We start from the raw sequence: 14,950 nt of genomic DNA, 5'->3' as shown, positions 1-14,950 counted from the left end.
CGTGCCCTCCTTCACCGGACTCACGGGTGCTTCTCGAGGAAGGTTGCTGCGTTTTCCCGGGTAGTTACAAAGGCTGGCAACAACTGGGTCTTGGTTACCTGTTTGCCTTGCTGGAGATCGACGGCGGTACGCAATGCGGTACGCCCCATCTCCACGGCTTGCTGCGTTATGGTCATGTCCATTTTTCCATCACGAATGGCCTCCAGGGCAGATGGCAAACCGTCATAACCGAAAACCCAGACCTTGTGATCGATGTTGGCCACTTTTACCGCCTGTGCCGCACCCAGCGCCGGAGCATCGGAACGCCCGATGAACACATTGATGTTCGGGTTCTTCTGCAGCATGTCCTGGGCGACCTTGAAGCCGTTTTCCTGCAGCCAGTCAGTGGGCTTGTGGTCGACGATCTTCATTTCAGGTACCTCGGACAACACCGCATCCAGGCCTTTGGCACGGGCCACTTCAGTGGAGTCGCCCAAGGTGCCTTGCAGCAGACCGATTTCGGCCTTGCCGCCCGTCAGCTGGATCATCTGCCGGGCCAGTTCACCTGCGGCTGCCAGGTTGTCCGTCGAAACATATGCGTCGCACTCGACGTTTTTCGGAAAGTTGTCAATGCAGATCACCGGCACACCCTGCTGTCTCGCCAGACGCACTGGCACGGCCGAAGCGGCACTACCGGTAGCGGTGTAGAGCAGCACGTCGATTTTTTTACTCAGCATGTCCTGAATCTGGCTGACCTGCCGCGCCGGGTCGGCCTGGGCATCAGCTACCAGCACATTTTTGATACCGAGGGTACTTGCCTGCTCCATGACACCATCGCGAACCATCAGATAGAACACCCACTGGAGGCTGGGGATCGACATTCCCACAGTGATTTCATCCAACGCCTTGCTTTGTGCGTGAGCAGTCATCGACATCAGGCCGCCGAGCAACGGCAACCACAGAAAACGTAGCGAGAAAACAGCACACAGCTTCATGTTTTTATCCTTCTAATCGTGTGTGTAGACGGGGATTCTTTTGAAGCGTGATCCGGACTCAATCAGTCTTGCGCTTGAGTAAATCGAGCATTACCGCGAACGCGATGACCGCGCCGATGACCACTTGCTGGACGAAAGGAGAAATACCCGCCAAGTTCAAGCCGTTGCGCAAGACGCCGATGATCAGCACGCCGATGATTGTGCCCACCACGCTGCCTGCACCGCCTTTCAGGCTGCCTCCGCCGATCACAACGGCGGCAATCACATCAAGTTCATAACCGACACCTGCGCCGGCGCCGGCAGTGTCCAGACGCGACGTCATGATGATGCCGCCCAGTGCCGCGCAGATGCCGGAGATGATGTACACCGCGCTGGTGTACCCCTTGACCCGGATGCCGGCGAGCTTGGCCACTTTGCTGCTCCCACCGATGGCATACAGACTTCGTCCTGAGACCGTAAATTTGAGGACGAACCAAAACACCAGCGCCAGCACCACGAAGCAAGTGACCGTCAGCGACAGCACACCCCCGTAACGAATCACCGAGAGATTGCTGAACCACTCAGGGAAACCGCTGACCTGAGCACCGTCTGTGACCATGTAGGCCAAACCACGAGCGACCGACATCATCGCGAGTGTTGCAATAAATGAAGGCAGGCCCGCTCGCACGACCAGTAAGGCGGTTGTCGAACCACACGCTGCACCCACGGCGATCGCAGCAAGCATGGCCGCCCACATTGGCAGGCCCAGGACCTGTTCGAGCCAGCTCATGACCATGATCGCCACCGCCAGCACGGCCCCCACGGACAGATCGATACCACCGATCAAAATCACTAGGGTCATGCCCAAGGCCATGATGCCCAGTACGGTCACTTGATCCAGTACATTAAGCAAGTTGCTCAGGGTCAGAAAGCTATCGGTAAAGAAGGTCAATACCGCACATAACAACAACAGGCCGACCATAGGGCCAGCGATACTGGACTCCAGACCAATCCACTTTGGAATTGCTCCGGAGAGTCGTGCCTTTGCCAACAACTGGTTGTTCATACCCACATCCACTTCTTATTTAATTGTTATAAGATCGAGCAGTGCATCAATTACGACTTAGTGACCGAGCTGCCGATAGCGGCCTCCCATATAGAGGAGAGGCTCTTCCAATGGCTGCGTAATCACATCTATGACGTTTCCTATAAACACCGTATGTGAACCGTGTTCTATCTCCTGCACGACTTCGCAAAAAATCGCCGCCTGTGCATCGGTCAGATACTGGATGCCATGCACGCCGGTGCGCCAGTCGCCTTCCACGAATCGCCGTTCGCGCAAATCGGGTTGACTGAAGATTTTGCAGATCGGCTCATGCTGACTTTGCAGCATATTCACGCAGAAGAGCCCGGAACGCTTGATGATCGGCGAGGCACTGGCGGTGCGAATAACACAGATCAGTGCCGAGGCGGGGTCCATCGATACCGAGGAAAAGGCAGTCGCGGCCAAGCCGTGGGACTGACCGTCATCATCGAGTGTGGTGATAAGGGTTATTGAAGAGGCGAAGCGGCCCATTGCCATTTTGAACTGACCGGCCAGGTCTATTGAAGGGGCGGTCTCTTGATATTGAACACGCATAGCATAAACCCTCTTTTTATTGTGACTCACAGGCACTGACTTGCATTATTAACAATCAATCGGACTTTTCTATTCGATTTTAGGGAAATGACTATTCACTGATGCCGAAAGGTGAACCCAACAACAAACATATTTGAATTTGCTTCACAGGCGTACTCAAAGCCCCGTCCCAAAGCACTTGCGTATCACAACGACTTTTCGCTTTCACTTTGAATTTGTGGTTTTTACTGAATAATTGACTGATACTTTTCTGAAAACAAAAACAACTTCCACGAGACAAGATTCCCATGGTCGATCGATTGCAAGACATGCGGCTATTTCGCCTCGTCGTTCAGACAGGTTCCCTTTCAACCGCGGGTCGGCAGATGGGCCTGTCACCTGCGGCCATGAGTGGTCGACTCAAGGCGATGGAGGACTTTTATGGATTGCGGTTGCTCAAGCGCAACACGCGAAGCCTGAGCCCTACCGCCGAAGGGCAACTCTTGTTTGAAAACGCCCGGAAAATTCTTGAAGAGGTCGACACCCTCGACAGCATCATCAAAAACGGCCACAGTGATGTACTTGGCACCATCGGACTGACGTGCCCTACCGATCTGGGCCGGCAGTGGATCAGCCAGTTGGTCGACAGTTTTATCAGCGAAAATCCTCATATCGTCATTCGCCTTTTCCTCACTGACCGCGTACTGGATTTTGTTGAGTCCGGGTCAGACATTGCGATCAGGTTCGGCGACCTTCCGGACAGCTCACTTATCGCCCGCTCACTCGGAGTGGACCGCCATATCGTTTGCTGCTCTCCACAATATCTTCAGCAGCACGGTGCACCGCGCACCCCTGAAGATCTGCAGCATCACAACTGCCTGGTACACCTGAGTGCGGATTTCACGCTTGATCGCTGGAAATTCATGGACAAAGGGGTGCCGACGACCATTCAGGTCAAGGGTAACCGGATGGCCAATGACGGATTCACGTTGCGTCAATGGGGAGTGCAAGGCCTAGGGATCATTTGGAAGTCAGTCTGGGAGGTGGCAGATGACCTACACGCCAAACGGTTGATCCCATTGCTTGAAGACTATCAATGCCCGAGCACCGGTTTTCATCTGCTGACCGAGGGTGGGAAAAAGCTACCGTCGCGCGTAAAGACGTTCGTCGAATATGCCGTGCAGTACTTTAAAAACCTCGATACACCGTCGCGATACAATCTGCCGGCACCTTAACCTCAGTGATCGCAATCAGCAGCGCGTAGGGACTTCAGTCATTCGGACTGGTAACACAAGCATCCCGTCATTGCTCAAAAAACTTTTTGAGGGGAAGCACCTTCATTTACTCGCTTGCTGCATGTGCTCCAAGGCCCGGTTTAGATTGGCATCCACTTTCAGCAACAATTTGTGCAATAGCATTTGTTCTTCAGCACTTAAACCCTCAAGCGCCTGGCTGCATGTCTGATCCATCACTCGTTTGGCTTTGGGCAACTGACATGTTGCCAGTGCTGACAGCGAGATCAGCCGACTGCGGCCGTCTGCAGGATCGAGTACACGCTGAACCAACTCATCACGCTCCATACGACTGAGCAGTTGCGCCATGCTGGGTTGCTCGACTCGAACGGCTCGGGCCAATTCTCCCTGTGAAATCGCTCCGAAGTTTTTGAGTGTGACCAATACGGGCAATTGGCTGACGGTAAGGCCAAGTTCTCGAAGCGGTAAGTCGACCAGGCGCGAAAAGCTCCTAGACACCATCCCTATCAGCCTCATGGGGTTTTTATCCAACACATTTGACATGCATAGGCACCTATATTAAATGTATAGGCACCTATCTTAATGGCTGGCTTTCATGCATTCAAATCCACGCATTGCGATCATTGGCGCAGGCCTCGGCGGACTGACGCTGGCTCGTATTCTTTACTTGCACGGTATTGTCGCCACTGTGTACGAGCGGGATGTTCACCCACTTTCACGGCCTCAAGGTGGTTCGCTCGATTTGCACGAGGACTCGGGGTTGCTGGCGCTTGAACGCGCCGGATTGAGAAATGAATTTCAAGCTGTCGCCCGCTACGAAGATCAAGGCATGCGGCTCCTGACCAAGAACGGGCAGCTGCTTTTCGATGATCAAAACCCCAGTGACGGCAATCGACCCGAAGTGGATCGCACAGCTCTGCGTTCTCTGCTGCTGGACGCTTTGCCAGCGACGATGATTCGTTGGAACTGTGCATTGTCGGAATTGGAGGAAGCCGGGGGCAACTGCTGGAACCTCTCGTTCGGCCACGGTAACGAGGGTCCTTTTGATTGCGTGGTCGGCGCCGATGGCACTTGGTCACGTGTGCGGCCTTACCTCTCGACATACGAGCCGCAATACAGCGGGCTGTGCTTTGTAGAGTTTGGCATCGATGATATTGACCGCTTGCATCCTGATTTGGCTACGTTGGTAGGCCGTGGAATGTTGAATGTACAAGGTGATGGCAAGGCCCTCATAGTCCAGCGAAATGGCAATGCCCATGTCCGTGGGTATGCAATCTTTCGCGTGCCTATGGGGTGGGTCGAGAGGAAATTTGACTTCAAATCAGCACGCGCCGTGCGCGGGGGATTGATTCAAGAGTTCGCCGGGTACTCCGAGAATATTCTGGGTCTTTTCCGGGCCTGTAACGATGACTTCGCCGTTCGCCCGATTTTTGCCCTGCCCACGGGCCATTCTTGGGTACATCGTCCAGGCTTAACCCTGATCGGTGATGCAGCTCATGTAATGTCGCCGTTTGGTGGCGACGGTGTGAATAACGCCATGCTTGACGCCGCCGAACTCGCGGATTTGCTGATCAAGCGTCGTTCGTCCGATAACGCCGTAGCGGAGTACGAACGAATGATGTTTGACCGTGTGGTCGCATCTGCCAAAGGTGCAGCAGAGGGAGCGGCTACCTTTCTTTCTCATGATGGGCAAGCACTGGCTCTAGCCATGTTTCAGAGCCATCAAGGCCCCCGGCATTGACCTCCATTCAGGCAACGACAGCATCCATATCAATCGTGCGTTTTGCTCAAGACTCTTGTGCGTGTTGACACATTTTTCTCCAGTGGGGAGCGGCCGATACTGGCGGCATTCACACATTACGTTGCCTGGTATCACATAAGGCGCAGGAGATCTGATGAACTCGCACTTTCAACGATTGCTTGGCCCGGGAGACTTTTCCCTCGGCCTGGAACTGCCACTGGACAATGACTGGTCGACAACAGGCCAGCGCCTGCGTATAGCGGAGGATCGTCCTTTCGGCGTCCCTGACCTCAAGCAACATGCACAACTGGCGCAATTGGCCGACAGCAGCGGCTTTCGAGCACTGTGGGTGCGGGATGTTCCGATGTACGACCCGCATTTCGGAGATGCAGCGCAAGTATTCGAGGCCTTTTCCTACCTGGGCTATCTGGCTGGTATTACCAAAAACATCATGCTGGGCACTGCGGCGGTCGTGTTGCCGCTTCGACAACCGTGGCTGACTCTTAAAGCTGCCAACAGCATCGACGAACTGAGCGATGGTCGTCTGCTACTGGGAGTGGCCAGTGGCGACCGTCCGATGGAATACCCGCTGTTCGGTGTCGATTACGACCAGCGAGGAGCACACTTTCGCAGCGCTGTAGAACTGCTCAAAAGTCAGGGCAACGGACGCTTGCCTGAAGGTGTTCAACTCCTGCCACAGCGCCAGGAACAAGCTCCCCTGCTCGTCGCCGGGCTTGGTCAGCAATCACCCGAGTGGATAGGAAAACACATGGATGGCTGGCTCGCTTACCCCGGAACAGCGCAAGAACATCGCCGGCGTGTCGGGCTGTGGCGAGAAGTCGGCGGCGACAAGCCTTACATCACGTTCCTGCACCTGCACCTTGAAGCCGATCCTCATTCGCCAATGAAACCCGTGCGCTTCGGCGGACGAGGCGGAAGGATGGCCCTCATTGATGAATTGGAAGCACTGCGTGAAGCAGGTGTGCAACACGTAGGTCTGCATCTTCGTCACAACACGCGCCCGGTTGCCGAGGTGATTGAAGAAATTGCCGAGTACGTCTTGCCCAGGTTTCACGACGCTCGGTAAAACAACACCGGCAGCTCACTTACACCTTGAAATTGGCAATTAGCCCGTGCAAATCACGTGTCATATCAGCAACCTGATTGCTGATATTGACCGTGCTGAGTGTCTGCCCTGCCGTGGACTCGCTCAGCGTTTTTATCTCTAACGTATTCTGCTCAACGTCTTGCACAACATTCGCCTGCTCCTCAGTAGCTGAAGCAATCTGAATATTCTGATCGATGATGAGCGCCATGCCGCAGGTAATGTCATCAAAGTAGCCGGCTGCCCGGGACACCTCCTCAACCGTTGTAGATGCGTTGCCATGACAACTGCGGATGATCGAGACCGCGTTGAGTACCTCGTGTTGCAACCGGGTAATGTTAGCGTGGATCTCGCCCGTCAGCTTATGGGAGTGAATCGCCAGGCTACGCACTTCATCGGCGACCACCGCAAATCCCCGACCCTGGTCACCAGCACGTGCTGCCTCGATCGCGGCATTGAGTGCGAGCAGGTTTGTCTGCTCGGAAACACTCTTGATAAGTCCTACCGCTTTTGAGATGGCCTGACTTTCGCTTTCCACCGCTTGTATGGAAATCATTGAGTCGTTCAGTTCCTGGAACAGATTATTGATTCCCGTCACTGCCCGGCCAACCTGGACGGTACCGTCGCGACACTTCTGACCTGCCAGGCTAGCTTTGTCGGCCGTTGTATGGGAACTGACGCTGACCTCTTGTACGCTACTGACCAACTCCACCATTGAGGCTGCAATCAACTCTAGCCTGACAGCTTGCTGTTCTATGCTTTTGTGAGATGAGAGTGCATGTTCGCTGACATGTACCGCCTTGTCCTGTGTTGAAAAGGAAAAGTTTTTCACTTCGGATATCAGTTCGCGCATACGGGCTTGCATGAGGTTGAAGTCTCGTGCGAGGTCGCCCAGTTCGTCACTCCCCAATGATTTTATCCCGTGGCGTAGATCGCCTTGCGCAAGGAGACGCGTCGCGCCTGAGAGTTCGCGGATGGCCCGGCCAACGGACAGGTAGAATCCGATGAACAGATAAATGATCACCATAACTGTTGCCGTGAGCGCAAAACCCCAGAGCATCAGTTTGTTTTGGCATTTAGCCAAGCGTTCATGCAGTTTTTGGTCGGCCTGTGCGAACACTGACTCCATCGCTTGGTCAAGCTTCGCAAGAAAAGGCGCGTAATCGTTGAACCGCTCTAGCCAAGTGCCCATCAGCTTCTGATAGACCGAGCCTGTTATCGAATAGGGATCAATGATGCTTGATTTGTATCTGGACTCAGCTTCTTGGGCCGCACTGGCAATGAGCAATTGTGTATCAGCATTGTCCGCCCCGTTGTTTTCGGCCTGAATGAACCGGTCGAAATTGTTCAGTTGGTTAAGGACGGTGGCTTGCGTGGACGAGTCGAGATAGCCAAATGCAGTGACATAGCCTGCGTAACTTTGGGTCTGAGCGAGCACTTGATACAGGGGCAGGATTTCGTCGAGCAACAGCGCCATATTGCGATAGACAAGTGGGTCGTCATCATGATTGAGGCGCGCCGATGCGGCAATTTCCTTGATAGTAACAAGGCGTTTGTGAAGTGCGCGGGCCCCCTCGGTATATCGCACGCTCAAAGGCTGTGAAGCGTCAGTAATCTGTGCCGGAGCATTCGAGGTGACGAGGGAATTGGAGAACGGGCTTTTTTTCAGCCACTGGTTCAGTTCATTTGTTTGTTGTTTGAGCAAATCAGCCTGCTTTCGAATGAGCGCGGCGATGTCTGGTTTGTTGCGAGCACGCGCGACAACCTCAAGGCCCGCAAGCTCCACGGCTTTTTTGTACTCGGACAGACTTTTACTCATGGCTTCAAGTCCTTGCAGCTCGAGTCGGGCTGACTGTCGTTCCTGGTAAATGCTGATCATCTTATCGATGGAGAGCCAACAGTACGGAAGCATGAACACCACGAAAATCAGTGAAAACTTCTGCGCATATCGCGCACGGTTCATCAAAGCCAGAACGGGTCTGAACATCACTGCTCCTACAAATGGAGATCGCTGGTTGCGAGATATCACGTCAAACGGCCGACGTTCCCTGTCAGCCCCCTGCCCTTCGCTTAACCGATGGTCATCAGGCTTGCGTTACCACCTGCGGCGGCGGTGTTTACGCTCACCGCCCGCTCGATGACCAGCCGTTCCAGTGGAATGTCGCACTCACCAGGTGACAGGCCGTGAACGCTGATGATTGCCCCTGGCCGAGAAGCGATGAGTTGGCATAAATGCCGCAATTGATCTGAATGCCCATGATGAAGAACGACGTCGAACTCCACCGTTCCGCTGTTCCATTCCACAGCTCTACTGATAACGCGCTGTACTGCTTCAGGAAGTTTGCTGAACAACGCCTTTGTTTCTGGGTTTTCGACCCACAAGACTTGACTGCCTACGGCGAGTACAGCCGCCAGTTGCACCAGCAGATCCGCTTCCGTGTGAGCGATGCACAGCACACGAGACCGAGGCAGAATCGTGTAAGTGTTTCGCTCACCCGTAGGCCCGGTCAGCACACGTGTCAGTCCGCTTTGCGATTCGGTTTCAAATGTCGTGCAGAGTGAATACAGCGCGTTATTTCTAATGGAATGAGCCCAAACAACGAGAGACTTAAGTGGTCGCAGCAAACTTTCGCGAGCACTTTGTTCTGGAGCATTCTGCGCGTCGGATTCACCAAACGCTTTGGACAAAGCATGCTCCGGTCTTGTCGACAGCAGGCGATACATGTAAAGAGGTCCACCGGCTTTCGGCCCGGTGCCGGACAAGCCTTCTCCTCCAAATGGCTGCACGCCGACAACTGCTCCGACGATGTTACGGTTTACGTAAACATTGCCCGCGTGAACATTCCCAATGATTTTGGCTATGGTTTCATCGATACGGGTATGCACCCCCAACGTCAGCCCGTACCCGGAACCATTGATATGCTGGATCAGTCGATCGAGATTCTTGCGGCTATAGCGAACGATGTGAAGTACCGGCCCGAAGATCTCTCGTTCCAGTTCATCAATGCTTTCCAACTCGATTAACGTCGGCTGTACGAATGTGCCTCTGCGGAAATCCTCACCTGAAATGATTGAAGTCTGGTAAACCGAGCGACCTTTGGCACGCATGCTTTCGATGTGTTTATCGATGCCCGCTTTCGCCTCGGCATCAATGACTGGTCCAATGTCCACGCTTAACCGGTCCGGGTTGCCTTGCCGACATTCAGCCATAGCGCCTTTCAACATCTCGATTACTCGATCCGCTGAGTCATCCTGAAGGCACAGCACCCTCAACGCTGAGCAGCGCTGGCCGGCACTGTCAAAAGCGGAAGCCACAACATCAATGACGACCTGCTCGGTCAGCGCCGATGAGTCAACGATCATTGCGTTCTGGCCGCCCGTCTCTGCAATCAGCGGAACCGGGCGACCTATTGCGTCGAGGCGTCCGGCGATATTTTTTTGCAGCAGACGTGCTACCTCTGTCGACCCGGTAAACATGACCCCCTTGACTCGGTCGTCACTGATTAGCGCCGAGCCGATGACACTGCCTCGCCCCGGCAAAAGCTGCAGTACGCCAATCGGAGTACCGGCTTCAAGCAGAATGCGTACAGCTTGCGCGGCGATCAATGATGTCTGCTCGGCTGGTTTGGCCAGAACTGTATTGCCTGCCATCAATGCGGCAGCGACCTGGCCGGTGAAAATAGCCAACGGGAAATTCCAAGGGCTGATGCAGACTACCGGCCCCAATGGCCGATGAGCATCATTGGTAAACTCCTTGCGAGCCTGTGTGGCGTAATACCTTAGAAAGTCGACAGCCTCTCGCACTTCGGCAATAGCATTGGCAAAGGTTTTCCCGGCCTCTCGCACGAGCAGGCCCATGAGCGGTTGAATATCCGCCTCCATCAGGTCCGCTGCCCGTTCCATAATTTGCGCCCGTTCGCTGACGGGCGTTGCCTGCCAGATAGGGGCAGCACTGGTTGCATGTCCCAGTGCCTGTTCGACATCTTCCAGGTCAGCCGGCTGGACGTGCCCCACGATGTCTCGCAAGTCTGAGGGATTGCGGACCGGTTTAACCTCACCCGATCGCCCGCCTCCACCCAGCATAGGTGTGGCGACCCATTCAGTGTTCGCAGTAGCGAGCAACGCACAGGAAAGAGAGGCAAGGCGATGTTCATTCGTCAAGTCGATTCCGGCGGAGTTGGCACGATCGACCCCGTACAAATCCCTTGGCAACGGAATCTTTGGATGTGGTAGGCCGTGAGCACCATCCTCAAAAGCCATTGCATCTACAGTCAACACCGGATCAGCAACCAATTCCTGGAGGGTGATTGACTGGTCGGCGATGCGGTTGACGAACGAAGTGTTCGCGCCGTTTTCCAGCAGACGACGCACCAGGTACGCCAGCAGGGTTTCATGGGTGCCGACCGGTGCGTACACGCGGCACGGACGGTTCAGCTTGCCTTCGGAAACTTTGCCGACAACCTGCTCGTAGAGCGGTTCGCCCATGCCGTGCAGGCACTGGAATTCGTACTGGCCCGGGTAATAGTTCTGACCGGCAATGTGATAAATCGCCGACAGGGTGTGGGCGTTGTGCGTGGCGAACTGCGGGTAGATGACTTCCGGCACCGACAGCAGTTTGCGCGCGCAGGCGATGTAGGAAACGTCGGTGTACACCTTGCGGGTGTAGACCGGATAGCCTTCCAGGCCTTCGACCTGGGCGCGCTTGATTTCGCTGTCCCAGTACGCGCCTTTCACCAGACGGATCATCAGGCGATGACGGCTGCGGCGAGCCAGGTCGATCACGTAGTCGATCACGTATGGGCAACGCTTCTGGTACGCCTGAATCACGAAACCGATGCCGTTCCAGCCAGTCAGCTGTGGCTCGAAGCACAGGCGCTCGAGCAGATCCAGCGACAGCTCCAGACGATCAGCCTCTTCGGCGTCGATGTTCAGGCCGATGTCGTATTGCTTGGCCAACAGGGTCAGCGACAGCAGGCGCGGGTACAGCTCGTCCATCACGCGCTCGTATTGCGCACGGCTGTAGCGCGGGTGCAGTGCCGAAAGCTTGATTGATATGCCGGGGCCTTCGTAGATTCCACGGCCGTAGGAGGCCTTGCCAATGGCATGAATGGCCTGAGTGTAGGACGCCAGGTATTTCTGTGCGTCATGCTCGGTCAGTGCCGCTTCACCGAGCATGTCGTAGGAGTAGCGAAAGCCCTTGGACTCGAATCGGGTAGCATTTGCCAATGCCTGCGCAATGGTTTCGCCGGTGACAAACTGTTCGCCCATGACACGCATCGCCATGTCTACGCCTTTACGAATCAGCGGCTCTCCACCTTTGCCGATGATGCGTGTAAGCGTAGAGGTCATTCCGGATTCACTATGAGTCGCGACCAGTTTCCCGGTCAGCAGCAACCCCCACGTCGCAGCATTCACGAACAGAGAGCCACTTTTGCCGATATGCGTCTGCCAGTTGCCATTACTGACCTTGTCCCTGATCAACGCATCGCGCGTGCCCTTATCCGGAATGCGCAACAGCGCTTCGGCCAGGCACATCAGAGCAACACCTTCCTGCGAGGACAGGGAGAACTCCTGAAGTAATCCCTGCACAAGCCCTGCCCGTCCGCTGGCGTTTTTTTGATTGCGCAGCTTGTCGGCAATGTCTGTAGCCAGTCCGGCTGTCAAAGAGGCCATCTCTGCAGGCAGACGTGCCTGCTCAAGCAGCATGGGTACCATCTCCTCCTCTGGCCGCCGATAAGCTGAAGTAATCGCCGCCCTGAGCACCGACTGTGGATGGATGTTTTCGGCCAGGTCTAGAAAGGGTTGGCAGGCCGTCTCCACCGCTGCCAGTTCTCCTTGTTCCTCCGGATCACCGAGGTGCGTGCCTAGCAGCTCATCCAGCGTAATGCCGCCTTCAAGCTTTTCCAGACAATGGAAAAGGGCCTGCTTGATCAACCAATGCGGGGTTCGATCAATTGATGCAGCGGCAGATTTGAGACGTTCACGGGTCAGGTCGTCGAGTTTCACACCGAGGGTAGTCGCCATTATTAGAGCCCAGCCAAGGAAACCGTTAAAAGGAAAATGGAGCGGTCATGAACCGAATTGAAGACGCGCCAGTACGAGACTCCTGGCAACTTCAGGGCGCAAAGGCAATGATTGCCGCCAAGTAGAATGACGTAATCGGCGTCAACATCGCGGCTACCGGTTGATACGGTAGCCGCGATGTTCGCCGCCCTTATTGCAAGGGCGCGATCTTCAGAGTACCGAGCGCAGGAAGTCTGCGGTTTCAGCTTTTTCAGGATGGTCGAAGATCTGTTCGGGCGTCCCTAATTCGTGGATCTGTCCTTTATGGAAAAAAGCCACACGATCTGAAACCTCACGGGCGAAACGCATTTCATGGGTTACCACGATCATCGTCATCCCTTCGTGAGACAACATGCGCAAGGTATCAAGCACCTCGCCGACCAATTGCGGATCGAGGGCTGATGTCACCTCGTCGAACAGCATGTAATCTGGCGACATCGCCAATGCCCGGGCAATAGCCATGCGTTGCTGTTGGCCACCCGACAGGCGCGATGGGAACGCCGTCAGCTTTTCACCCAAACCGACATGCCGGAGTTTTTCGACGGCGATCGCCTCGGCTTCCTGTTTCGATTTGCCCAGGACTTTTCTTGGCGCGAGCATCACGTTTTCGAGCACGGTCATGTGGGGAAACGCATTCCACTGCTGAAAGACGATGCCGATTTTTTGCCGAAGTTGATTGAGGTCGGTTTTTTTCGAATGGACATGAATACCATCGACACTGATACGACCTTGCTGGATATCTTCCAGACCATTGATACACATCAGCATGGTCGACTTGCCGGAACCCGAACCACCGATCATCGATAACACTTCGCCTTTATTTACGCTCAGGCTGACGCCCTTGAGTACATGCAAGGCGCCAAAGTGTTTATGTACGTCTTCAATTTTTATCATTGTATTTGCCACCTTTTCTCAAGGCGAGCGCCGAGTCTCGCAATAGGGAAGCTCATTAAGAAATAGATCACGCCGGTAATGGCCAGAATGGTCAGCGGTTCCTGCACTCGAGTTGTAACAATCTGCGAGCTACGCAACAGTTCGATAATGCCGATCCACAACACTAGCGAGGTGTCTTTCATGATCCCGAGGGCCAGACCGATCCAGCTCGGGAACACGATTCTGGTGGCGATCGGCAAGGTGATCGAGGCCACCTCCTGGCGCCAGGAAAGGCCCAGTGATCGCGCGGCACGGCGGGTGGTCGCAGGCACTGCCGCCACCCCGCTCCTGACGATTTCGGTGCACAGTGCTGCGGCATAGACGCCAAGGCAAATACACGCCACTACGTAAGTTGGCCAGTTCAGGCGAAACATGCTGTTGAACGAATTGAATATGACCAATTGAATCAACAGCGGCACAGAACGAAAGATATCCAGCACCCAACCGATGGGAGAGCTTATCCACCACGCGGCACCGGCTCTGATTACACCAAACAGTGTGCCGAGCAATGTGCCTATCCCGACCGCAGCCAACGTAATCGCGATTGTGACAACAGCACCCTTCAACAGAAAAAGGATGTCGCTCCACGCTAATGTCCCTTCAAAAAACATGGCGCACCTCTCAATAACGAAACAGGCGCCAAGCACATAGCCGCGCGCAAATCGTGAATATTTTCGATATCAGGTAGTACAGGCAAGCCGCGACGAAGAAGTACTCGAATGTCCGATAAGTCATGACATTAAGTTGCTGAGTAACCCCCGTCAGGTCGCTCGTCAGACCCACGATGGTTCCGAGAGAAGTCATCAGAATCGACCAGACCATCTGGTTGGTCATGGCGTGAAACACCGCCCGCAACATCTGCGGGAGCACGATGTGCCACAACGTCTGAACAGCTCCCATACCCAATGAACGAGCAGCGCGGACTTGCGTTTCCGGGACGGCGGAGAAGCCGCCCCGGAACGTTTCTGCCAGATAGCCTGCGTTGTTGAACGTAATACCAAGCAAGAGTGCATAGTACGAGTCGATACCCACTCCAATGGAGCCCAGCCCGAAATACACCATGTAAATCTGAAATAGCGCCGGGGTATTGCGCGCCGTTTCGATCCATACACTGGCCAAGCCAGAAAGGGTTTTGTTACCCGATCGTTTTGCAAGCGCCAGCAGGATCGCCAACACCGTACCAACTGCCATCGCCAGCGTGGCTATCTCCAGAGTGACTACCGCTCCCGATAACATATCCGGAAGCGATTCCAGAACCGGGCGCCACTGGAAGGTATAAGACAT

Annotated in this window: 12 protein-coding genes; 3 read left to right on the top strand and 9 right to left on the bottom strand. The window is 54.7% G+C overall.

Features of this window, described 5'->3' with window-relative positions:
* Positions 1–20: 20 nt before the first annotated feature.
* From KVQ82_RS14920 to KVQ82_RS14910, 3 genes are read right to left on the bottom strand one after another with little or no spacing between them, the layout of a single operon-like run.
* A complete protein-coding gene (locus KVQ82_RS14920; protein WP_052510573.1) occupies positions 21–974 on the bottom strand; it encodes a sugar ABC transporter substrate-binding protein in 954 nt (317 codons plus the stop codon).
* Between the two features lie 58 nt (positions 975–1,032).
* Entirely contained in the window at positions 1,033–2,019 is a 987-nt protein-coding gene (locus KVQ82_RS14915) for an ABC transporter permease (RefSeq protein WP_041063881.1), read from the bottom strand.
* 57 nt (positions 2,020–2,076) lie between these two features.
* Complete coding sequence (locus tag KVQ82_RS14910) at positions 2,077–2,592, bottom strand: flavin reductase family protein (protein ID WP_222019291.1); 516 nt, start codon at positions 2,590–2,592, stop codon at positions 2,077–2,079.
* Between the two features lie 287 nt (positions 2,593–2,879).
* On the opposite strand from KVQ82_RS14910, the gene KVQ82_RS14905 reads away from it, so the two are divergent.
* The gene (locus tag KVQ82_RS14905; protein ID WP_041063877.1) at positions 2,880–3,806 is read left to right on the top strand and encodes a LysR family transcriptional regulator; all 927 of its coding nucleotides are present in this window, start codon (positions 2,880–2,882) and stop codon (positions 3,804–3,806) included.
* Positions 3,807–3,908: 102 nt separating this feature from the next.
* Here the strand turns inward: KVQ82_RS14905 and KVQ82_RS14900 are convergent, their stop codons facing one another.
* On the bottom strand, positions 3,909–4,367 hold the full coding sequence (locus KVQ82_RS14900; protein ID WP_041063875.1) for a MarR family winged helix-turn-helix transcriptional regulator: 459 nt from the start codon (positions 4,365–4,367) through the stop codon (positions 3,909–3,911).
* 52 nt (positions 4,368–4,419) lie between these two features.
* Between KVQ82_RS14900 and KVQ82_RS14895 the strand changes: the two genes are divergently transcribed.
* Positions 4,420–5,565 (top strand): NAD(P)/FAD-dependent oxidoreductase, encoded by a 1,146-nt coding sequence (locus tag KVQ82_RS14895; RefSeq protein WP_041063873.1) that lies wholly within the window; start codon positions 4,420–4,422, stop codon positions 5,563–5,565.
* 154 nt (positions 5,566–5,719) lie between these two features.
* Entirely contained in the window at positions 5,720–6,652 is a 933-nt protein-coding gene (locus KVQ82_RS14890; RefSeq protein WP_041063872.1) for a TIGR03571 family LLM class oxidoreductase, read from the top strand.
* Between the two features lie 19 nt (positions 6,653–6,671).
* Here the strand turns inward: KVQ82_RS14890 and KVQ82_RS14885 are convergent, their stop codons facing one another.
* From KVQ82_RS14885 to KVQ82_RS14865, 5 genes are all read right to left on the bottom strand, one after another.
* Positions 6,672–8,657 (bottom strand): methyl-accepting chemotaxis protein, encoded by a 1,986-nt coding sequence (locus KVQ82_RS14885; protein ID WP_222019290.1) that lies wholly within the window; start codon positions 8,655–8,657, stop codon positions 6,672–6,674.
* Between the two features lie 83 nt (positions 8,658–8,740).
* Entirely contained in the window at positions 8,741–12,697 is a 3,957-nt protein-coding gene (gene putA, locus KVQ82_RS14880; protein ID WP_222019396.1) for a trifunctional transcriptional regulator/proline dehydrogenase/L-glutamate gamma-semialdehyde dehydrogenase, read from the bottom strand.
* A gap of 207 nt (positions 12,698–12,904) precedes the next feature.
* Positions 12,905–13,627, bottom strand: a complete 723-nt coding sequence (locus tag KVQ82_RS14875) for an amino acid ABC transporter ATP-binding protein (RefSeq protein WP_041063865.1) — start codon at positions 13,625–13,627, stop codon at positions 12,905–12,907.
* Positions 13,624–14,277: an amino acid ABC transporter permease gene (locus tag KVQ82_RS14870; protein WP_041063863.1), complete on the bottom strand. Its 654-nt coding sequence runs from the start codon at positions 14,275–14,277 to the stop codon at positions 13,624–13,626. Before KVQ82_RS14870 ends, KVQ82_RS14875 begins: the two co-directional genes overlap by 4 nt.
* Positions 14,278–14,287: 10 nt before the next feature.
* The gene (locus KVQ82_RS14865) at positions 14,288–14,950 is read right to left on the bottom strand and encodes an amino acid ABC transporter permease (RefSeq protein ID WP_041063861.1); all 663 of its coding nucleotides are present in this window, start codon (positions 14,948–14,950) and stop codon (positions 14,288–14,290) included.

The organism is Pseudomonas sp. AO-1 (genome assembly GCF_019775695.1).
Classification (GTDB): Bacteria; Pseudomonadota; Gammaproteobacteria; order Pseudomonadales; family Pseudomonadaceae; genus Aquipseudomonas; species Aquipseudomonas parakoreensis.
The sequence above is the reverse complement of the archived record's forward strand: the minus strand, read 5'-3'. Positions and strand labels throughout refer to the sequence as shown.